The 23,319-nt window shown below is 48.0% G+C and carries 6 protein-coding genes; all 6 read left to right on the top strand.

Going from position 1 to position 23,319, the window contains the following annotated elements:
* Positions 1-708: 708 nt before the first annotated feature.
* The 6 genes from QUA50_RS06730 to QUA50_RS06755 all read left to right on the top strand — a co-directional run bounded on the left by QUA50_RS06730 (position 709) and on the right by QUA50_RS06755 (position 23,307).
* Complete coding sequence (locus QUA50_RS06730) at positions 709-9,747, top strand: amino acid adenylation domain-containing protein (RefSeq protein ID WP_333298591.1); 9,039 nt, start codon at positions 709-711, stop codon at positions 9,745-9,747.
* Positions 9,748-10,668: 921 nt separating this feature from the next.
* Positions 10,669-15,357 (top strand): amino acid adenylation domain-containing protein, encoded by a 4,689-nt coding sequence (locus QUA50_RS06735; protein WP_333264000.1) that lies wholly within the window; start codon positions 10,669-10,671, stop codon positions 15,355-15,357.
* Position 15,358: 1 nt separating this feature from the next.
* Positions 15,359-18,631, top strand: coding sequence for an amino acid adenylation domain-containing protein (locus tag QUA50_RS06740; RefSeq protein WP_333263998.1), 3,273 nt, complete (start codon positions 15,359-15,361; stop codon positions 18,629-18,631).
* A gap of 233 nt (positions 18,632-18,864) precedes the next feature.
* Positions 18,865-20,553 carry a pyridoxal-dependent aspartate 1-decarboxylase PanP gene (gene panP, locus QUA50_RS06745; protein WP_333263995.1) on the top strand — a complete coding sequence of 563 codons (1,689 nt, stop codon included), beginning with the start codon at positions 18,865-18,867 and terminating at the stop codon, positions 20,551-20,553.
* Complete coding sequence (locus QUA50_RS06750) at positions 20,543-22,084, top strand: condensation domain-containing protein (RefSeq protein WP_333263992.1); 1,542 nt, start codon at positions 20,543-20,545, stop codon at positions 22,082-22,084. Before panP ends, QUA50_RS06750 begins: the two co-directional genes overlap by 11 nt.
* Before the next feature lie 173 nt (positions 22,085-22,257).
* Positions 22,258-23,307, top strand: a complete 1,050-nt coding sequence (locus QUA50_RS06755; RefSeq protein ID WP_333263989.1) for a TauD/TfdA family dioxygenase — start codon at positions 22,258-22,260, stop codon at positions 23,305-23,307.
* Positions 23,308-23,319 lie beyond the last annotated feature (12 nt).

Below are 23,319 nucleotides of genomic sequence, written 5' to 3' on the forward strand. Positions count from 1 at the left end.
AAAACTGACCTGCGGAAGATCCGGCCCAGTTGTCGGGCGCGGTTCGATCCGATTCTCCCGTCGCTAGCGGCATTTCTCTGGGAACACAGCAGGCGCGTGAGGGCAAAAGCGTCAGTCCGGTGGCGCTCTGGACGATCGACCGCGGTTGGCACTTGCCTCGGTTAAAGGAAGTAGCCACTGGGTGCTTAATGAGAAAGTGCCTTAATTAGATAACAGAGCACTTGCATCTGTCAAGACTTAACTAATGAAAACTTATTGCATTTTAAGATAGGGGGTCTCACCCCTGTATCTAGTTATACACCACTTGTCTATTATGATTCATTGTGAGGGCTAGACAAACGACCGCCTAAAATGCTATGGCAAAAGTTAGAAAATATTGTCAGATAGGAAACCAGAGGAGTCAACAAAATTTATTAAAGACTCTTGACAATAAATCTCATCTAGCCTAGGATGCTTAAAGTCGATAGCCGTAAAGCCCCTGAAGCTGATATCGAAGCTGGCTCGGACTGAAATCCCGCCGGAGCCATTGCCGAACAGCCCGATCGACCACAAAACGTGAAAAGAAACGCTAATACCCGAATAGAAGACTCAAACGCGCTGATGGGAGACTCGTAACGTCCGAAAGCTATTCACAGAAAGTCTATGTGGAAAGAATTTGGCCCAACTGGTTGGCGTACTGCAAACAAGATTTATAGGTAAAAAGAATCGATGAGTGACGCAAGCATTAAGGGAAACCAACTCACCGAAAGTTGTACGAATTTAGTAGAACTCCTACAAAACAGAGCACTACACCAACCAGAGCAGAAATATACATTTCTGTTAGACGGAAAAACTGAAACCGCGAGTTTGACTTATCGAGAGTTAGACGCGATCGCCCGATCGCACGCCGCGCGACTTCAGACATTGGGAGTCACAGGCGAACGGGCCTTACTGCTTTTCCCGCCAGGATTGGACTATCTAGCCGCCTTTTTCGGATGCTTGTACGCCAAAGTTATCGCCGTTCCCCTCTATCCGCCGAAGCTGAAACGGAATTTAGCGAAAATTAGCGCGATCGCCAAAGACGCAGGAGCAACAGTTGCGATCGCACCCGCGCGACACCTGGAAAATTTAGAACAGCTATGCGAACAAGCACCGCAACTCAAAGGGCTGCAATGGCTGAGTGCAGAAGCGCTTTCCGATGACGGCGAAAAGTGGCAGCAGCCACCCATCCATCCCGACGAAGTAGCTTATCTTCAGTACACTTCCGGCTCAACCTCCACCCCGAAAGGCGTAATGGTGAGCCACGCCAACGTTTTGTACAACATCGAATACATTCACCGAGGCTTCGCTCACGATGCCGAAAGCGTCGCCGTAACGTGGCTTCCCCCCTTTCACGACATGGGGTTAATTGACGGATTGCTCAAACCTTTGTATCTGGGAATTCCCTGTTACTTCATGCCGCCAGCGGCGTTTATCCAGAACCCAATGTGCTGGTTGGAAGCGATTTCGCGCTACAAAGCTACCCACAGCGGCGGGCCAAATTTTGCTTACGACTTGTGCGCTAGCAAAATCAGCAAAATCTTGCTAGCACAATTTGAGGATGATTATTGTGGGGTGGGCGTCGGGCCTGCTGTGAAAATACACGGGACGGGCGGGACGCCCATCCCACAAAACAATCAAAATCATCCCGCTATTATGCAGCGCGAAATTTTGGGCGATGACCAAAAAACCCTGGATTTGAGTAGTTGGCGCGTGGCCTATAACGGCGCCGAACCCATCCACAAAGAAACCCTAGAAAGATTTACCAAAGCTTTTGAACCCTGCGGTTTTCAGGCGGATGCCTTTTGTCCTGCTTACGGAATGGCAGAAACCACGCTAAAAATTGCCACGGTTCGCAGCGGGGAAACACCAACTTTCTTACCTGTTGACGCAGGGGCGCTGGAAAACAATCAGATTGTAGAAGTTGTCGGAGACGAGGGGGGCGCGAGAACTTTAGTCGGCTGCGGTTTCCCTGAATTTGGCACTAAAGTTGCGATCGTCAATCCCGAATCTCTGACACAATGCCAGCCGCAAGAAGTCGGAGAAATTTGGGTAGCTGGCGAAACAGTTGCGCGAGGCTATTGGAATCGCCCAGAAGAGACAGAAAAAACCTTTCAAGCATATCTTTCAGATACGGGCGAAGGGCCATTTTTGCGAACAGGAGATTTAGGCTTTTTACGCGAGGGAGAACTGTTTATTACAGGGCGGCTTAAAGATTTAATTATCATCCGAGGTCGCAATCTTTACCCCCAAGATATAGAAAGAACGGCAGAGCGCAGCCATCCCAGTTTGCGGCAAGGGGCGATCGCGGCATTCTCGGTGGAAGTCGCAGGCGAAGAACAGCTCGTTATCGTGCCAGAATTACAATCTCGCAAAGCGCCGGATAATGCCGAGGAAATTATCAGCGCCATCCGCGAACGCATTGCGATCGAATATGAAGTCCAAGTTTATGGAGTAGTGCTGATAAAGCCCGGAAGCATTCCCAAAACCACCAGCGGTAAAATTCAACGTCGCGCCGCCTGTGCTGACTTTCTAGCTGACAAATTGGAAGTGGTCGCCAGTAGCGTTTTAGAGTTAGCTGATTCGGTGGAAATTGACGATCGACTAACGCGAGAAAATCTGCTGGCAGCCGACTTAGAAGAACGGCAGCCGCTCCTTGAAGCTTACCTTTGGCAGCAGGTAAACCGCCGGGTAATGAATTCCCCGGCTAATAGCCAAAGTCGGCCAAAGCCGATATCTTGCACCATTGTCAATAACGGGCAAGATGCCCGTTCCACAAAGAATGAGTTTTCTGGTGGAACAGGCATCATGCCTGTTCCCAAACAAGTAAATGAGAATGGTGGAACAGGCATCATGCCTGTTCCCAAACAAGTAAATGAGAATGGTGGAACAGGCATCATGCCTGTTCCCAAACAAGTAAATGAGAATGGTGGAACAGGCATCTTGCCTGTTCCTAAACAAGTAATTGAGAATGGTGCAATATCTGAGCTAAAGCCGACTGAAGAGGAATCTTCAATCCACTTCAGTGCCAGCGGGAAAACACAAAATATTATCGATCGACCCCTCAGCAGCTTTGGACTAGATTCTTTAAGAATTTTTGAGTTAAAAAATCAAATTGAGAGCGACTTGGGCGTTACTGTATCGGTTGCGGATTTGTTTGAGGATAGGAGCATTGCTCAACTGGCAGTGCAAATTCTAGAGCAACTGACAGGAAATACCAAAGCAGCCGTCCCAAAGCCAATTTCTCGATCGCAGCATCTTCCCCTGTCTTTTGCCCAAGAGCGCTTGTGGTTCTTCGACCAATTGGAACCCGGAAACCCATTCTACAACCTCTGCGGTGCAGTTCGGATCGCAGGACAGCTCAATGCAGAAACACTCAGGCAAAGTATTGAGAAAATTATCGAGCGACACGAGATTTTAAGAACTGCATTTGCTGGTGGGGAAAAAGAACAGAACCAAGTTATTTTAGAGTCAAAAAGTTTCCCATTGCCGCTGATAGATTTGAGCCATTGCTCCCCGGAGGAATGTGAAAAAGAAGCGCAAAAACTGTCGGCAGAAACAGCGCGATCGCCCTTTGATTTAACTCAAGCAAATCTGCTCCGTGCCAAACTTCTGCGCCTATCAGAAACAGAACATACCCTGCTCTTATCTGCCCACCATATCATTTTTGATGGGTTGTCTTTGGGCGTCTTTTTACGGGAACTAGCGGCATTTTATGAAGGTTTTGCTAATAAGAATTTAGCCTCGCTTCCCCCGCTGCCAATTCAGTATGCAGACTTTGCAACTTGGCAGCGCCAACAAATGCAGGGAGAAATATTAGAAACTCAACTTACTTACTGGAAGCAGCAGTTAAGTGGCAGCGCAGCGGTGCTAAATTTACCAACAGACTTTTCCCGTCCCGCTGTTCAAAGTTACAAGGGAGGCCGGCAATTATTTGAATTGCCTGAGCATTTAACCGAGGCAATTAGACAATTGAGCCGCAGTGAAAAAACCACTCCCTTTATGACATTGCTGGCAGCCTTCAAAACACTGCTTTACCGCTACACCGGGCAAGAAGATATCCTCGTCGGTTCGCCAATTGCCAGCCGAAACAGTAGCGAAACCGAATCATTAATTGGATTTTTTGTCAATACTTTAGTCCTGCGATCTGACTTAACCGGCAATCCCACTTTTCGAGAGTTGCTGAGTCGAGTGCGAGAGGTTGCATTAGGCGCTTACGCGCATCAAGATGTACCGTTTGAGAAGTTGGTAGAAGAATTGCAGCCGAACCGAGATTTAAGTCACTCGCCTTTATTTCAGGTGATGTTTGCCTTTCAAAATGCCTCTGAATTCGCCATAGAATTGCCTGGTTTAAGCCTGGACTGCCAACAGATTCACAGCGGCACAGCAAATTTCGATTTAACGCTGGAATTAGAAGCCACAGCAACAGGTATTAGAGGGTGGTTTGAATACAGCTTAGACTTATTTGAACCGACCACAATTGCGCGCATGGCAGGACACTTTCAGAACTTATTAGAAAGCATTGTTGCCAATTCTTCCGCACGACTGTCAGATTTGCCCATGCTTGCAGAAACCGAACGCCAGCAAATTCTATTTGAGTGGAATAACACTCAAACAAATAACTTTCAAAATGCCTGTATTCATCGCTTATTTGAAGCGCAAGTGGCGAAAACCCCTGATGCGGTTGCGGTGCAATTTGAATGCCAAACTTTGACATACCAAGAATTAAATAGTCGCGCGAATCAACTTGCCCATTATTTGCACTCTTTCGGCGTAAAATCAGATGGGATAGTCGGCATATATATGGAGCGATCGCTCGATGCGATCGTCGGGATTTTAGGCGTATTAAAAGCAGGCGGCGCTTATTTGCCCCTAGACCCCATCTATGCGAAAGAACGCCTCGCATTCATGTTAGAAGACGCTGGAGTTAGGGTATTGCTAACGCAAGCAGAATTAACAGCAGAAACGCCAGCCGAAAATAATATTTCTGTGATTTGCTTGGATGCAGAATGGCAGACGATCGCTCAACAAGATAAGTCAAATCCTGAAAGCGCCGTTCAACCAGAAAACCTCGCTTATATCATATATACATCCGGGTCTACCGGCAAGCCAAAAGGAGTGATGGTGCAGCATCAATCTTTGGCGAATTATACCCAAGCTGCAAGTGTCGAATATGGAATCGAACCAGGCGATCGCATTCTCCAATTTGCTTCCCTCAGCTTCGACGCCAGCGCCGAAGAAATCTATCCCTGTTTAACGCGAGGCGCAACTTTGGTACTGCGCCCAAATTCCATGTTAGACAGCATTTCTTCCTTCCTGCAAAAATGCCGGGAATGGGAAATCACCGTCTTAGATTTGCCGACAGCTTACTGGCGCGAATTAACTGCCAGACTGAGTGCTGAAAATCAAGAATTTCCCCCATCAGTGCGCTTGACAATCATTGGCGGAGAAACCGCACTTTCAGCATCCCTGAATCAGTGGCAAAAATGCGTTTCAGAAAAAGTACGACTTGTCAATACTTACGGCCCCACAGAAACAACAATTGTCGCGACTTGGTGCGACTCTCTCCCCTCTGCGCCCTCTGCGCCCTCTGCGGTTAAAAACTCCCCAAAAACCTTGCCCATTGGTCGTCCAATTCCAAATGCCCGCACCTATGTACTCGATGCTAACTTGCAACCAGTTCCGATCGGAGTTCCCGGCGAACTTTATATCGGAGGTGCGGGCGTTTCCAGAGGATATATCAACCGTTCGGATCTGAATCGAGAAAAATTTATTCCCGATATTTTTAGTGGCGTGCAAGGCGTTCGCGAAGCGTGTGCGAAGCACTCTCGCCTTTACAAAACAGGCGATTTAGTCCGCTATCTCCCCGACGGGAATTTAGAATTTCTCGATCGCACAGATCGCCAAGTGAAAATTCGCGGTTTCCGCATAGAGTTGGGAGAAATCGAATCCGCACTCAGCCAACATCCAGACGTGCAAGAAGCAGTCATTCTCGCGCGCGAGGAAGATTCAGCCGGCAAGCGCTTAATCGCCTACCTCGTTTTAAACTCAGCACTCAGCATTGGCAACTCTGCACTAATTAAAAATCTGCGCTCTTTTCTCCGGGAACAACTGCCAGATTATATGGTTCCTGCCAGTTTCATGTTTTTAGAATCGATGCCGCTGACGCCAAACGGCAAGGTAGATTTTAAGGCTTTTCCCGCACCGGAAACCAACAGTTTAGAGGCCGATTTTATCGCTCCTGAAACTTTAGAAGAACAAGTATTAGCTGATATTTGGGCTGAGGTTCTGGGTTTAAAACAGGTGGGAATAGAGGACAATTTCTTCGAGTTGGGAGGTCACTCTTTGCTGGCAACTCAACTGATTGCAAAAGTGCGCGATCGCTTTCAAGTGGAACTATCGCTGCGCTGCTTGTTTCAATCCCCCACTGTCGCCAGTCTGGCAGTTGCGATCGCACAAGCTAAGAGCCAGCAGTCGCCAGAACCCTTGATTTCACTGCCCGCGATCGCCCCCGATCCGCAAAATCGCTACAAACCATTTCCGCTCAATGAAATGCAGCAGGCGTACTGGATCGGGAGAAATAGCTTCTTTGAAATGGGCAATGTCGCCATTCACGGCTATGTAGAAATTGAGAGCGACGAGTTAGATTTAGAGCGGTTTAGCCTCGCGTGGCAGCGAGTTGTAGAGCGTCACGATATGCTGCGCGCGATCGTACTTCCGAACGGACAGCAGCAAATTCTGGAAAACGTACCCGCTTATAAAATTGACGTTTTGGATTTGCGATCGCTCGCTCCAGATGCGGCCCGCGAACAACTCGAAGCAATCCGCGATCGCCTTTCCCACCAAGTGCTGCCGCTCGATCGCTGGCCGCTGTTCGAGATTTGCGCTTCCAAAATTAATAATCGCCGCATCCGGCTCCACATCAGCATTGACGCCTTGTGCATAGACGGCTGGAGTTTTCAAATTTTGTTTGGCGATTTGGTCAAGTTTTACCGCAATCCCCATACTGCGATCTCACCCTTGCAACTGTCTTTCCGCGACTGCGTGCTAGCCGCGATCGCCTTAGAAAACTCCCCACTTTACCAGCAATCCTTAGATTACTGGCGAACTCGCCTCAAAACCCTGCCAGCAGCCCCGGAATTGCCCCTCGCCAAACACCCGAATTCCTTAACGCAGCCGCGATTTAAACGCTGGAGCGATCGCTTAGACTTGCCAACCTGGCAGCGCCTCAAAACGCGCACAGCTCGCGCCAGCCTCACTCCTACGGGTTTATTGCTAGCTGCCTATGCCGAGGTTCTATCTCTGTGGAGCAAAACGCCTCGGTTTACCCTCAACGTGCCGCGCTTTAATCGGTTGTCTTTGCATTCTCAAGTTGAGGAAATTATCGGAGAATTTGCCTCATTTACTCTGCTAGAAGTAGATAACTCAAAGCGAGAGAGTTTTGAAGTACGGGCCAAGCGACTGCAAGAACAGCTTTGGCAAGATTTAGAGCACCAATATGTCAGCGGCGTGCGCGTTTTGCGAGAACTAGCTCAAGCGCAAGGTACAACCGCAGCGCTGATGCCAGTCGTGTTTACGATCGATCCGCAAAACGCGCCTGGGGAAGATTCTTCTATCTTTTCTATGATTCAAGAATTGGGAGAATTGGTTCACATCATCGGTCAAACTCCGCAAGTTTGGATAGACGCGCAATTTACCGAAACCGCTCAGGGGCTGTCTTTTAGCTGGGATGCGGTGGAAGAACTTTTCCCGCCAGGGATGATTGACGATATGTTTGACGCCTATTGCCACCTATTGCAAAGCCTCGCCAATGAAGAGGAAACTTGGCAGAAAACCGTGTCGTTTCAGCAAGCTTTTGCTAACAGCATTGAAGCACCGATTCCCGATGTATTGCTGCACGAATTGTTTGCTGAGAAAGTCGCCTTGCGATCGCACGAACCGGCCATCATTACGCGCGATCGCACCCTCACCTACGAGGAACTCTATCGGCGATCGAATCAAGTCGGTCATCGCTTGCGAAATCTCGGAGTTCGCCCCAATCAATTGGTTGCCGTGGTGATGGAGAAAGGATGGGAGCAAATCGTCGCTGTCCTGGGAATTCTCGCCTCTGGATCTGCTTATTTGCCGATCGATGCGGCGCTGCCAAAAGAACGGCTTTGGTATTTGTTGGAAAATGGCGAAGTTCAATTTGTACTAACGCAATCTTGCTTAGATGGAAGGTTAGAATGGCCCGAAACTGTGCGGCGAATTTGCCTCGATACCGACGAATTGTCAACAGAAAGTGACAAACCTTTAGAAACTGTACAGGAAGCGGAAGATTTAGCCTATGTGATTTACACTTCCGGCTCAACTGGCTTGCCGAAAGGCGTGGCGATCGCGCACCGAGGTGCAGTCAATGCGATCGCTCAGACGAACCAAGTGTTTGATGTGGCCGAGTGCGATCGCGCGATCGCAGTCACCGCACTGCACCACGATATGTCGGTTTACGATATCTTCGGCATCCTAGCAGCCGGGGGCGCGATCGTCATTCCCGATGCGGCACAACGGCTAGACCCCGCTCACTGGGCGCAATTGATGGTAAAAGAGCGCGTCACCATTTGGAACTCGGTTCCCCCGATGATGGAAATGCTGCTCGATTGCGCTGCCGGACGTTCTGAGGTGTTGCCGGAGTGCTTGCGCTGGGCGTTTCTCGGCGGAGATTGGATACCGATAACGCTGCCCCAGAGGTTAAGGGCGATCGTCAAAGAATGTCGCGTTGTCAGTGTCGGCGGGCCAACCGAAACCACTCTTTGGAACATCTGGTATCCGGTAGAAACTGTTGACCCTTCTTGGAAAAGCATTCCCTACGGATCGCCGATCGCCAATACACGCTATTACATTTTGAATGAAAGGCTAGAAGACTGTCCCGTCTGGGTTGCCGGCGAGATGTGCTGTGCCGGAGTTGGACTGACAAAAGGATACTGGCGCAATGAAGAAAAAACTCGCGCCAGTTTCCTCACACACCCCGTCACGGGCGATCGCTTGTACCGCACGGGAGATTTAGGGCGCTTCCTCCCTGACGGCAATATCGAATTTTTAGGGCGAGAAGATTTCCGCCTGAAAATTCGAGGATTCCGCATCGAAGCCGGAGAAATTGAAGCTGCTTTGAACGAGCACCCAGCAGTCAAAGCATCCATTGTCACCGCCTTCGGAGAAAATCACAGTCAAAAGCGCTTAGTAGCATATATCGTTCCCCAACAAAACGCTGCCCCGGCGGTTGAAGAATTGCGCCAATTCCTGAGCGAAAAGCTGCCCGATTATATGGTGCCTTCTGCATTTATAATTCTGGACGCGCTGCCGCTTTCGGCGAACGGCAAAGTTGACCGCAAGGCACTGCCCGAACCGGATGCCGCGATTCAACAAGCAAAGATTTTTGTCGCGCCGCGCACCCCTGTTGAGGCAATGTTAGCGATAATTTGCTGTGAGGTTCTCGGCATCGAACAGTTAAGCATTACCGATAACTTTTTTGAACTAGGAGGAAATTCGCTGCTGGCAATTCAATTAGCAGCAAAGGTACGAGAATCTTGTCAGATAGAATTGCCTTTGTGCGATATTTTTGCAGGACGATCGCTCGCCGTACTTGCAGAAAATATTTCTGAAGCCAAAAACAAAAATGCGGCCGTTGAAGAACCCGCGATCGCGCCTGTTTCGCGATCGGCGTACCGCATGAAACTGTCCTCTTTGCAATAAGTGATGAGTCGCGGGCGATCGACCGATCGCCCATAAGTAATCCCCAATTATCCGCTGCAATCCTCTATTCCCAATTGCCAATTCCCAATTATCAGTTACCAATCCCATGACCGAGAATTTCAAAGGTGATACAACAAGCCCCCTGATTTATCCGTGGAATCAATCCAAAATCTCAAATCTACAATCCTTAAGCAAGAGACTAGATCCGTGGGGTCATATCATGTCCGATCGATTTACCGTAATATCCCGGCAGGGCGGGTTTTTGAGATTGTCAATTATTGGCAGATATTGGCAGGTTTACCCGCCCCTACCTGATGAAAGGTAATCAACCGGACATGATATTAATCCCAAATCTAAAATCTAAAATCTAAAATCTAAAATCCCATGACTGCAATCCTCTATTCCCAATTGCCAATTCCCAATTATCAGTTACCAATCCCATGACCGAGAATTTCAAAGGTGATACAACAAGCCCCCTGATTTATCCGTGGAATCAATCCACAATCTCAAATCTACAATCCTTAAGCAAGAGACTAGATCCGTGGGGTCATATCATGTCCGATCGATTTACCGTAATATCCCGGCAGGGCGGGTTTTTGAGATTGTCAATTGTTGGCAGATATTGGCAGGTTTACCCGCCCCTACCTGATGAAAGGTAATCAACCGGACATGATATCAATCCCAAATCTAAAATCTAAAATCTAAAATCTAAAATCCCATGACTGCAATCCTCTATTCCCAATTGCCAATTCCCAATTATCAGTTACCAATCCCATGACCGAGAATTTCAAAGGTGATACAAGCCCCCTGATTTATCCGTGGAATCAATCCAAAATCTCAAATCTAAAATCCTCAAGAAATAGACTCGATCCGTGGGGTCAATCCCCAATCTAAAATCTAAAATCTAAAATCTAAAATCCCATGACGGTGCATTTTTCCGAAAAACCTCCCACAGATACTCGCGAATCGGCAAAGACTTCCGAAGAAGAAGTATTTGCATTTCCGACCTCTTTTGCCCAGCAAAGACTGTGGTTTATCGACCAATTGGAACCGGGCAACCCTTTTTACAACCTTCCGGCGGCTGTGTTGCTGAAAGGCAGGCTAAATGTAGTAGTGCTAGAACGAAGTTTCAAGGAAATTGTGCGCCGTCACGAAGCTTTGCGGACGACATTTGCCACTGCGGACGGTCAACCCGTGCAGGTAGTTCGTCAGCAATTTAATTTCGGGCTGCAAGTTTTAGACCTGCAACAATTGGCGGAAACTCAGCGAGAAGAAAAAGTAAAAAAACTCGCTGCCGAAGAAGCTAGGAAATCTTTTGATTTAACCAAAGGGCCGCTGTTGCGAGCTAGTTTGCTGCAGTTAGATGCGGAGAAATATGTCTTGCTGCTGACGCTGCACCACATTATTTTTGATGGCTGGTCGATCGGAGTCTTTCTGCAAGAATTAGCAGCACTTTACGAAGCGTTTTCGATTGGCAAACCATCCCCACTTCCCGAACTTTCCATACAGTACGCCGATTTTGCTATTTGGCAGCGGGAATGGCTTGCGGGCGATCGCTTGCAAACTCAACTTAACTACTGGAAAAAGCAGCTAAGTGGCGTTCCCCCATTGCTGGAATTGCCAGCCGATCGCCCCCGTCCCCCGGTGCAAACCTATCGGGGCGCGAAAGAATCATTCCTCATCCCGAAAACGCTAACGGCAGCCCTCAAAAAGCTCAGCCGCCAGGAAAATGTCACCCTGTTTATGACGCTGCTAGCAGCCTTTAAAACGCTGCTCTACCGCTATACAGGACAGGCAGATATCCCCGTTGGCTCTCCCATTGCCAACCGCAACAGAGCGGAAATTCAAGGGCTAATCGGGTTTTTTGTCAATACTTTGGTATTGCGAACTGATTTGTCAGGCGAGATCACTTTTCGGCAGTTGCTCGATCGCACTCGGAAGGTTAGTTTAGAAGCTTACGCTCACCAAGATTTGCCGTTTGAGAAACTGGTTGAAGAGCTGCAACCCGATCGCAATTTGAGCTACAACCCACTGTTCCAAGTTGCTTTTGTTTTGCAAACTCCACCTGTTGCTGCGGAATCAATCGCCGGACTCAATCTCACTCTTTTAGATGTTGAGAATCAGACAGCAAAAGTTGATTTAACGCTGTATTTAGAAGAAAAGCAGGAAGAAATTAGCGGTCAGTTTGAATACAGTACCGATTTATTTGATGCAGCCACAATCAATCGGATGGCGGAGCATTTTATCGTCTTACTGGAGGGCATAGCTGCCAATCCAGATAGCCAGATTGAAGAGTTGCCGTTGCTGGGGGAAAAAGAGCTGCATCAGTTGTTGGTAGAGTGGAATGACACCCGCGCCGATTATTCGAGCGATCGCTGCATTCATCAGTTATTTGAAGCGCAGGTCGATCGAACTCCCGATGCCATTGCAGTCGTATTTGAAGACCAAAAACTCACTTACCGCGAGCTGAATGAACGAGCGAATCAGCTCGCGCATTACCTGCAAAAACTCGGCGTCAAGCCAGAAGTTTTGGTGGGAATTTGTGTCGGGCGATCGCTCGATACAATTATCGGCATTCTCGGTATTCTCAAAGCTGGCGGCGCTTACGTTCCGATCGATCCAGCCAACCCGCGCGATCGCCTCGCTTTTATACTCCAAGACGCGCAGGTAAATGTGCTGCTGACTGAGGAAAAGTTGTTGCAAACCCTTCCCAAATGCAGCGCCCAAATCGTTTGCCTCGATGGGGATAAAAGTGCTTTTTCCCAACACAGCAAAGAAAATCCCGCCAGCGCCACCACTGCCGAAAATCTCGCCTATATCATCTACACTTCTGGCTCAACTGGCATCCCCAAAGGCGTTTTAGTTGCTCACTCAAACGTCGTCCGCTTGTTTGCTGCTACCCAATCTTGGTACAACTTCAACGAGCAAGATGTGTGGACGCTGTTTCACTCTTATGCTTTTGACTTCTCAGTCTGGGAAATTTGGGGCGCTTTACTCTACGGCGGGCGACTCGCGATCGTCCCTTATTCAGTCAGCCGATCGCCCCAAGATTTTTACAGCTTGCTGTGCAAAGAAAAAGTGACAGTTCTCAACCAAACTCCTTCTGCATTTTACCAGTTGATAAAGACAGAAGAATCTGTCGGAATTGGCGAAAATTTAAGCCTGCGCTTAGTAATTTTTGGCGGGGAAGCTTTAGACTTGCAAAGCTTAAAACCTTGGTTCGACCGGCACGGCGATCGGCACCCCCAACTTGTCAATATGTATGGCATTACAGAAACAACTGTCCACGTCACTTATCGGCCGCTAACTGCCGCTGATTTCAGTAAAAATGCCAGCCTTATTGGTCGTTCAATTCCTGACTTGCAAGTTTACCTGCTCGATCGCAACTGCCAACCCGTTCCGATCGGCATTCCCGGAGAAATTTACGTTGGCGGTGCTGGCGTGGCGCGGGGCTATCTCAATCAGCCAGAATTAACGGGCGATCGGTTTATTCCCAACCCCTTTAATGACAGTTTGAAAGCTCGGTTGTACAAATCGGGAGACTTAGCTCGCTATCTGCCAAATGGCGATATTGAATACTTGGGACGAATTGACCACCAAGTAAAAGTGCGCGGTTTCCGCATCGAATTGGGAGAAATTGAAGCAGCGCTAGGACAGCATCCAAATGTCGCCCAGGCTGTGGTTGTAGTGCGAGAAGATGTACCGGGCGATAAGCGCTTGGTAGCTTATATCATTGCTAACTCAACAGCACAAAATAAGCATTCAATACTGATTCACGAACTGCGCTGCTTTCTGAAAGAAAAATTGCCGGAATACATGGTGCCTGCTGCCTTCGTGATGCTGGAATCGCTGCCTTTAACAAACAACGGCAAAGTCGATCGCAAGGCACTACCTGCACCCGATCGCGATCGACCGGAACTCGAAGAGGGATTCGCCGCGCCTCGCACGGCTATTGAGAAAATCCTGGCAGAAATTTGGGCGCAAGTATTGGGGTTAGAACAAGTGGGAACTGACGACAATTTCTTTGAATTGGGCGGCGATTCTATCCTCAGCATTCAAGTCATTTCTCAAGCCAATCGAGCGGGGTTGCAACTTACTCCAAAACAACTGTTTCAACACCAAACCATTGCACAGTTAGCAGCCGTCGCCGATACAACTGAGACCAAACAATCGGAACAGGGATTAATCACTGGCGAAGTGCCGCTGACGCCGATTCAGCACTGGTTTTTCGAGCAAAATCTCTCCGATCCGCACCACTGGAATCAGGCGGTGCTTTTAGAGTTGCGGCAACCTCTCGAACCTGCATTAATTGAGTCAGTTTTGCAAGAATTGCTGAAGCACCACGACGCGCTGCGCCTGCGTTTTGCGCGAGGAGAATCTGGCTGGCAGCAGGCAATTTCCCATCCAGAAAAGGTGGCTCCGCTTACCTGCATTGATTTGTCGTCGCTACCTCCAGAGGAGCGAGAAGCCGCTTTCCAAACCGCCGCCGCTCAGTTGCAAGCCAGTTTGAATTTGTCAGAGGGGCCATTACTTCGCGCTGCCCTATTTGACTTCGGCAAACATCAGCCAAATCGCTTGTTATTTGCCATTCATCACTTAGCGGTTGATGGGGTTTCGTGGCGAATTTTAATTGAGGATTTCCAGACAGCTTGCGGGCAGATTAGCCGCGGCGAAACAGTCGCGCTACCGCCCAAAACAACCTCATTTAAGCAGTGGGCAGAACGCTTGCACGAGTGGGCGCGATCGCCCGAATTGGAGGCAGAGTTCGATTACTGGTTCGCCCTTTCTCAGCAACCAACTTCTCGCTTGCCAATAGATTTCCCCACAGCAGCCAATTTAGTTGCATCTGAAAAGACAGTATCCGTTGCTTTGAGTGTTGAAGAAACAAAACTGCTCCTGCAAGAAGTACCTGCCGCTTACCGCACTCAAATTAATGATGTATTGCTAACTGCTTTAGGTCAAACATTTGAACGCTGGACTGGCAATAAATCACTTTTACTGGACTTAGAAGGTCACGGGCGCGAAGATATATTTGAAGCCGTAGATTTGTCGCGCACAATCGGCTGGTTTACCGCAGTTTTTCCCGTTCTGTTGAACTTAGAAAAACCTTCCGATATAGGGGCTGCCATTAAATCTGTGAAAGAGCAATTACGCGCCGTGTCCAATCGCGGTGTTGGCTGCGGTGTCCTGCGATATTTAAACCCAGAAATTGCTAAAAATTTGCACAAATTGCCGCAAGCTGAGGTAAGCTTTAACTATCTCGGACAGTTTGACCAAGCGCTGCCGAAATCTTCTTTATTCATGCTGTCCTCCGAGCCGAGTGGCCCCATTCGCAGCCCGCGCGGAAATCGGCGTTACCTGCTGGAAATTAACGGATTTATTGCCAGCAACAAGCTGCAATTAGATTGGACGTACAGCGAAAGCATTCACCGACGAGAAAGCATTGAAAATTTAGCAACGGGCTTTATAGAATCGCTGCGATCGCTAATTCAATACTGTCAGTCCCCCGACGCCGGCGGCTGCACTCCTTCTGACTTTGCAGAGTTTAAGTGGAGCCAGTGGAGCCAGGACGATTTAGACAACATTACCGCAATTTTGGGAGAGCTTTAATATGAGCAAAGGCAATATCGAAGATTTTTATCCCCTCTCCCCAGCGCAGCAGGGCATTCTCTTTCATTCCCTTTACCAACCAGAATCGGGGGTATATTTCGGGCAACTGCTGTGCGTTTTGCGCGGCGAGCTCAATGTTTCAGCTTTTAGAAATAGTTGGCAAAAAGTTGTAGACAGGCATCCCATTTTGCGGACTTGTTTCGTGTGGAAAAATTTGAAAGAACCCGTACAAGCGGTGCGTAAAGATGCTGGATTATCTTGGCAGCAGATGGACTGGGGATCGCTCTCTGCGTCGGAACAACAGCAGCAGCTAGAAACGTTCCTAAAAGCCGATCGCGAGCAGGGCTTTGACTTGACATCAGCTCCCTTAATTCGCATTGCACTGGCGCAGTTAGAAACAGATACTTTTCAGTTTATTTTGAGCCACCACCACTTAGTTTTAGATGGGTGGTCGCTTTCTATTGTTCTTGAAGAAGTTTTTGCATTTTATCAAGCCTTCTCCCAGGGCGAGGAATTGCACCTCAAACGCCCTCGCCCTTATCGGGATTACATCGCGTGGCTGCACCAGCAAGATTTATCGGCGGCTGAGTCATTTTGGCGGCAAACTCTCAAAGGTTTTGCAGCCCCAACTGCGATCGCCCGGGGCAATATTGTCGCGGGAAACCGTTTAGAAAGTAGTGGCGAACAGCAGGCGATATTTTCTGCAACAGCCACCGCCGCACTGCAATCTGCCGCGCGGCAGCATCAGCTAACATTAAATACCCTCGTACAGGCAGCTTGGGCGCTACTTTTGAGCCGGTACAGCGGCGAGGAAGATGTGGTTTTTGGTACGGTTGTCTCCGGGCGGCCGCCAGAGTTAATCGGTGCTGAATCGGTAGTGGGGCTGTTCGTAAATCCTCTGCCAGTGCGCGTAAAAATTGACCCGCAGGATTCTATTTTATCCTGCTTGAAACAACTCCAAGCGCAACAAGTTGAGGCGCGGCAGTATGAGTACAGCCCCCTCGTGGATGTGCAGGGGTGGAGCGAAGTTCCTCGGAGTTTACCTTTATTTGAGAGTTTTGTCGTTTTTGAAAATTATCCTGCGGATGCTTCTTTGCAGGAGAAGATTCACAACTTAAAAGTAGAGAATATTCGCTCCTGGGAAACAACGAATTATCCTCTAACGGTGATGGCGATGCCCGGTGTCCAATTGACGCTGAAAATTGGTTACAATAGCAACCTCTTTGAAGACGCTGGTATCGCACGGATGCTCGGACACCTGCAAAATTTACTGGAGGAAATGACTGCAAATCCTGAGCGGAAACTGTCAGAATTGTCTTTATTGAGCGCCGCCGAACAACAACAATTACTTGTACAGTGGAACGACACCCAAGCGGATTACCCCAAAAATTCCTCAATTCACGAATTATTTGCAGCGCAAACAGAGCGAACTCCAGATGCAGTGGCTGCTATTTGCGAAAATGAACAATTGACTTACCGCGAATTGAATGCCAAAGCCAACCAAATGGCGCATTACCTGCAATCTCTAGGCGTACAACCCGAAGTTTTGGTGGGAATTTGCTTAGAGCGATCGCTGTCGATGCTGGTGGCTATTTTGGGCATTTTAAAAGTCGGTGCCGCTTACGTTCCTATCGATCCTGCTTATCCCCAAGAACGCCGATCGTTCATGATGGCAGACGCAAAAGTTCCGGTGCTTTTGACTCAAAAAAACCTCCTAGAAACCCTCCCCGAACACAGCGCTAAAGTCGTCTGTATCGACGCCGAATGGGAGGAAATTTGCCGCGAGAGCGATCGCAACCCCGCTGTTAAAGTGGAAGCTGAAAACCTCGCTTACGTCCTCTACACTTCCGGCTCGACAGGCACTCCCAAAGGCGTACTCGGCACCCACCGAGGCACAGTCAATCGCTGTTTTTGGAACCCCTACCCTTTTACTGAAGCAGATATTTGCTGTCAAAAAACGTCCTTAAATTTTGTCGATTCGGTTTGGGAAATCTTTGCTCCTTTGCTGCACGGGTTGCCGACTGTCATTATTCCCGATCGCTCCGTCAAAGATATTAACCAATTGCTTCAAACCTTATCAAAGCAAAATGTAACCCGACTGGTGCTGGTTCCTTCTTTGTTGCGCGCTATCTTAGATTCCTTCCCCGATATAGACAGGCGTTTACCTCAATTAAAATATTGGATTTGCAGCGGAGAAACTCTGCCGCTGGAACTTTGCCAGCAATTTCGAGAGCAGATGCCCCAGCGGGTATTAATCAATCTTTATGGCTCTTCGGAAGTAGCTGCGGACGTGACGTGGTACGATGCAACTCACTGTGTTGAAAAAGTGCCAATCGGCCGCCCGATCGCCAACACGCAAATTTATCTGCTCGATCGCAATTTGCAACCCGTTCCCATAGGAATTCCCGGCGAGATTTACGTCGGCGGCGATGGATTGGCACAGGGCTACTTAAACCGCCCCGACTTAACCTCGGAGAAATTCATTTCTTACCCGTTTGGGCAAGAAAAATTAGATTTTCTCGGTAATTCTCATCAAAAAGTTTTGTTCAAAACCGGCGATATCGGTTGTTACCTGCCGGATGGTAATATAGAATTTCTGGGCCGTGGCGATTGCCAAGTAAAAATTCGCGGTTTCCGCATCGAACTCGGAGAAATAGAGGCAGCACTTTCTCAACATTCTTCTGTGTCCACCGCTGCTGTTTTGCTACAAGAAAATGCACCGGGCAATCAGCGCCTAGTCGCTTACCTAGTTCCTAACTCAGAGTTCAGAAATCAGCAGTCAGAACTTATTTCCGAATTGCGTTCGTTCTTGAAGCACAAACTGCCCGATTACATGATGCCTTCAGCTTTTGTGCTATTAGATGTGCTGCCATTAACACCCAACGGAAAAATTGACCGCCTCGCTTTATCTCAAAGGTGCGATCGCGTTTCCGATGAAACAGTCTTCACTGAGCCACAAACGCCTACAGAGGATAAAATTGCTGAGATTTGGACTGCTATTTTAGGGATAGAAAAAGTAGGAATTAACCAAAACTTTTTTGAGGTCGGCGGTCACTCTCTGATGGCAACACAGTTAATATCGCGAGTGCGATCGTGCTTTGGAGTAGAGTTAGCGCTGTGCGATTTTTTTGCCGCTCCCACCATTCAGAATTTAGCTGAACTAATTGAGGAAGAAATTCTGGCAAACGCCGATGCTAACCAGATAGATGAATTGCTCGATCTATTAGAAAAAGTGGATGAAGAGTCAGCACAAACTGTGATGCTAATTGAGTAAAGATCGGGTTGCTAAAAAAGCACAAAAAGTCCTTTTATATCATGTCCGGTCAATTAACCAGGGTTCCTGTAGGGGCGGGTTCGCCCTAATTTCCAACACAAATCGGAGATTCTGGAAACCCGCCCCTCTCTCTCGCCTTGGGTATTGCGGTCAATCGATCGGACATGATATTACCTTTAAGGCTTCGGTGGAAAATAGGATAGAAAAAAAGCCCATTTAACAGGATTAATCGAATGAACAAGCTAACAGTTAAAACCGAATATTCTCCCGATGTAATGGAGGAATTAACAGCCTCTGTTACCCCCATTGAAGAAAAGTTAATGGAGCTATTCGGTGCCTCAGAAAATTCCTTTTTGGCAGAAGAAGCAATGGAGGAGCGAATTTCTGCCCTAGTTCAAGACTTTTTGTACGCAAAAACCGCTAGTACAGATATTGACTTAGAGTTAATTATTCAGCAGTTTAGGGAAAACAAAATTCCCGCCCTTCCTACAGATGTTGGGAATTATATCGATGATTTGACCCAAACCCTCGTTGCTCATTCCATCCACACATCTTCCCCGCGATATATCGGTCACATGACGAGCGCACTTCCCTATTTTGTGCGCCCGATCGCGAAGCTGTTAACCGCGATGAATCAAAATTTAGTCAAGATGGAAACGGCCAAAGTTTTAAGCCCCTGCGAGCGTCAGACTTTGGCAATGATGCACCGATTAATTTACGATTTTTCTGAGGATTTTTATAACCAGCACATTCAAAAAAATGACAGCACGCTCGGTATCATGGTAACGGGCGGCACCCTAGCTAATATCACAGCTTTGTGGTGCGCTCGCAACGCTTCTTTAGGGCCAAAAAATAACTTTGGTGGCATTGAGAAAGAAGGCTTGTACGCAGCTTTAGAGTTTTACGGCTACAAGGGAATGGTGATAATCGGATCGAGTTTGATGCACTATTCTTTTGAAAAAGCTGCCGGTTTATTAGGCATTGGCGATCGCAATCTCCTAAAAATCCCCACCGATTCCAATCACCGCATGGATTTGGCAGCGCTGCGCCAAACTGTAGCCGAATGTCGCGATCGCAACCTGCACATTCTGGCAATTGTCGGTATCGCCGGCAGCACCGATTCGGGAAGTATCGATCCGCTGCCAGAAATAGCCGCGATCGCCCAATCCGCAAACGCTCACTTTCACGTCGATGCCGCTTGGGGCGGCCCAGTGCTTTTTTCCCAACGTCACCGGCACAAATTAGCAGGCATTCAACTAGCAGATTCCGTCACCATTGACGGACACAAACAAATGTATTTGCCAATGGGAATCGGTATGGTTTTATTTCGCAATCCCCAAACCGCCAAAGTTATTGAAAAAAACGCACCCTACACGGTGCGAAAAGACTCGATCGATCTGGGCAAGCGCTCTCTCGAAGGCTCTCGATCGGGTGCGAGTTTGTTCTTGCAAGCAGCCTTAAATATCATCGGCCATCAAGGCTATGAGTTTTTGATAGATGGAGGCATCCATAAAACGCAGCACTTAGCCAATTTAATTCGGGAAAATCCAGCATTTGAATTGCTGCTAGAACCAGAAATTAATATTCTTTTATACCGCTACATTCCAGAAACTTTCAGGGAAAAAGCAGCCAAAAAACAACTAACAGAAGCAGACAACCACTTCATTAATGAATTTAACGAGCGCCTTCAGGAAGCCCAGCGGCAAGCCGGTCACACCTTCGTCTCGCGAACAACCTTGCAAAACACCTGTTATGGCAAAACCATTCCCATTGTTGCTTTTCGAGTCGTCCTTGCCAACCCCCTCACCACTGAAGCAGATATCAATTTTGTTTTAAACGACCAGCTAAAAATAGCAGCCAAGGTTTCCTTAACGATCGCAAACAGCGATTACTGCCAGGAGGTGAATCATCATGTCTGCTAATCGTTCAGAACGACTGAAAAACCTCTCGCCCCAGCAGCGAGCGCTCCTCCTCAAAGCATTGGGCAAAGGGGCCGTACAGGCCGAGCAATCTCAGCGCATTCCCAGGCGATCGCAGCAAAATTCTGCTCCCCTTTCTTTTGCCCAGCAACGGCTGTGGTTTCTCGATCGGTTGTCTCCCGAAAACCCTGCCTACAACCTTCCGGCTGCTGTGCGCTTGCAAGGACAATTGAATTTGTCAGCACTGCAACAAACACTCAATGAAATTGTCAGGCGTCACGAAGTTTTACGGACTGCTTTTGCAGAAGTGGACGGGGAACCTGTTCAACTGATTTCTCCTTCCTTGAATTTCGCTTTGTCGGCGGTAAACTTGCAACATTTACCAGAAACTGAGCAGCAAGCTGAAATTGAGCAGCGTACTCTTGAAGAAGCCCAACGCCCCTTTGACTTAACGCGAGATCCCTTACTGCGGGGCACTTTGCTGCAACTTAGTCCGGCAGAATATGTGTTGCTGCTGACGATACACCACATTATTTCTGATGGTTGGTCTATGGGGGTATTGGTGCGAGAAGTAGCCGCACTTTATGAAGCTTTTTCCACTGACAAACCCTCTGGGTTGCCCGAACTTTCCGTACAGTATGCCGACTTCGCCAGTTGGCAGCGGCAGCATTTCCAGGGAGAGAAATTAGAAAAACAGCTCGCTTATTGGAAACAGCAATTGGGAGGCGATTTAGCTGTGCTGTCAACAGATAAACAGCGCTCTCCCGTGCAAACTTTCCGAGGGTCGCAGCAATCTTTTGTGATTTCTGCTTCTTTAACTGAGAGACTGAAAGCGCTCAGCCAGCAACAAGATATCACCCTATTTATGACGTTGTTAGCAGCATTTCAATCCTTGCTATTCTGCCAACTAAAGCAGAAAAACCTCGCGATTGGCTCTCCCATTGCCAATCGCAACCGCCTGGAATTAGAGGAGCTGATTGGATTTTTTGTCAATACTTTAGTGCTGCGAATTGACACCGCAGGTAATCAAACTTTCCGCGAACTACTCAATCGAACGCGCGAGGTAGCGTTAGCAGCTTACGCTCACCCGGATGTTCCTTTTGAAAAGCTCGTGGAGGAATTGCAGCCGGAGCGAAATCTCAGCTATAACCCGCTGTTTCAAGTGTGGTTTGTACTCCAGAATGCGCCCATGCCGCCCCTGGAGTTAGCTGGTTTAACCTTGAGCATTCTGGAATTCGATGTCGGTATGTCGAGACACGACTTAAGCCTCACTCTCTGGGAGGTTTCAGAAGGAATCCAAGGCTTATTTGAGTACAAAACAGACTTATTTGAAGCTGCGACTGTTGCCCGAATGGTGAGAGGTTTTCAAATCCTCCTCAACCAGGCAGTCATCCAGCCAGATATCAGGATCGACGACTTGGCAGAAATTATTGCCGAAGCAGAAAGACAGCACCAAATCGAGCAGGAAAAACAAATTCAGATTTCGGGAATTCAAAAATTAAAAATGGCTAAACGCAAAGTTATGAAAAGTTGAAAATGATGGCTCATATCAATTCCGGTTGCATTGGAATGATTAAACCGCAGAGTACGCAGAGTACGCAGAGGAAGAGAACAGAGAGATGAATAGTTCCGATGCTAACGGATTTGATATCAATCTCTCAGGTTTTTTCGGGAAAAAGGGATAAATTTTTCACCCAATCAAAAATTATGACAAATACAGAAACAAAGAATCTCACTTCCCAAAAGTTAGGATCGGTTAGGCGCAAAGCCGTCAGCTTATCCTCAGAGGAATTAGTCAAAACCGCCTACCTCCAGTCCGAAAACTTTCTACCTCTAGTTGTTCAGCCAACAGTAGAAAAATTAAATCTCGCGGGTTGGGCGCAGAACAATCGCTCATCAATTGAAACGCAGTTATGGAAGCACGGAGGAATACTTTTCCGAGGCTTTGAAGTCGGCGGGGTGAATGGTTTTGAGCAGTTTATTCAAACTATTGGTGGCGACTTGTTGGAATATTCTTTTCGCTCGACTCCGCGCAGTCAGGTGAGCGGAAATATCTACACTTCCACCGAGTATCCTGCCGAGCAATTCATCCCGCTGCACAATGAAATGGCTTATTCTCGCAATTGGCCGCTGAAAATCGCTTTTTTCTGCGTCAAGAAAGCCGAACGGGGAGGAGAAACTCCGATCGCTAACAGCCGCAAAGTGTTTGAAAGCCTGGATTCAAATATCAGAGAAAAGTTTGCCCAAAAAAAGGTAATGTATGTGCGAAATTACGGCGGCGGCGTAGATTTATCCTGGCAAAATGTCTTCAATACCGATCGCAAAATTGAGGTAGAAGAGTATTGCAAAAAAGCGGGAATTGAGTTAGAATGGAAAAGTGACGAGAGCTTGAGAACTAGGCAAATATGTCAAGCTGTCGTCCAGCACCCAAAAACGCAGGAAATGGTGTGGTTTAATCAAGCTCACCTCTTCCACATTTCCAATCTCGAACCCGCCGTTCGCAAAGAGCTTTTAACTACTTTTAAAGAGGAAGATTTACCCCGCAATGCTTATTACGGCGATGGCTCGCCCATTGAAGATTTTATATTAGACGAAATTCGTCGCTGCTATCAGCAAGAAACGATTGTTTTCCCTTGGGAAGAAGGAGATGTCTTGCTGTTAGATAATATGCTAGCCGCCCACGGACGCACGCCATTTTCGGGTTCGCGTCGGGTTGTTGTCGGGATGGCAGAAGCGTTTAGCTGTCAAGATATTTAGGCTGATTAAAGG

Origin of the sequence: Microcoleus sp. M2_D5, from assembly GCF_036701935.1 — a bacterium.
Classification (GTDB): Bacteria; Cyanobacteriota; Cyanobacteriia; order Cyanobacteriales; family Microcoleaceae; genus Microcoleus.

Coding starts and splice junctions, on each gene's coding strand:
- QUA50_RS06730 (WP_333298591.1), top strand. CDS start 709: ATGAGTGACGCAAGCATTAAGGGAAACCAACTCACCGAAAGTTGTACG.
- QUA50_RS06735 (WP_333264000.1), top strand. CDS start 10,669: ATGACGGTGCATTTTTCCGAAAAACCTCCCACAGATACTCGCGAATCG.
- QUA50_RS06740 (WP_333263998.1), top strand. CDS start 15,359: ATGAGCAAAGGCAATATCGAAGATTTTTATCCCCTCTCCCCAGCGCAG.
- panP (WP_333263995.1), top strand. CDS start 18,865: ATGAACAAGCTAACAGTTAAAACCGAATATTCTCCCGATGTAATGGAG.
- QUA50_RS06750 (WP_333263992.1), top strand. CDS start 20,543: ATGTCTGCTAATCGTTCAGAACGACTGAAAAACCTCTCGCCCCAGCAG.
- QUA50_RS06755 (WP_333263989.1), top strand. CDS start 22,258: ATGACAAATACAGAAACAAAGAATCTCACTTCCCAAAAGTTAGGATCG.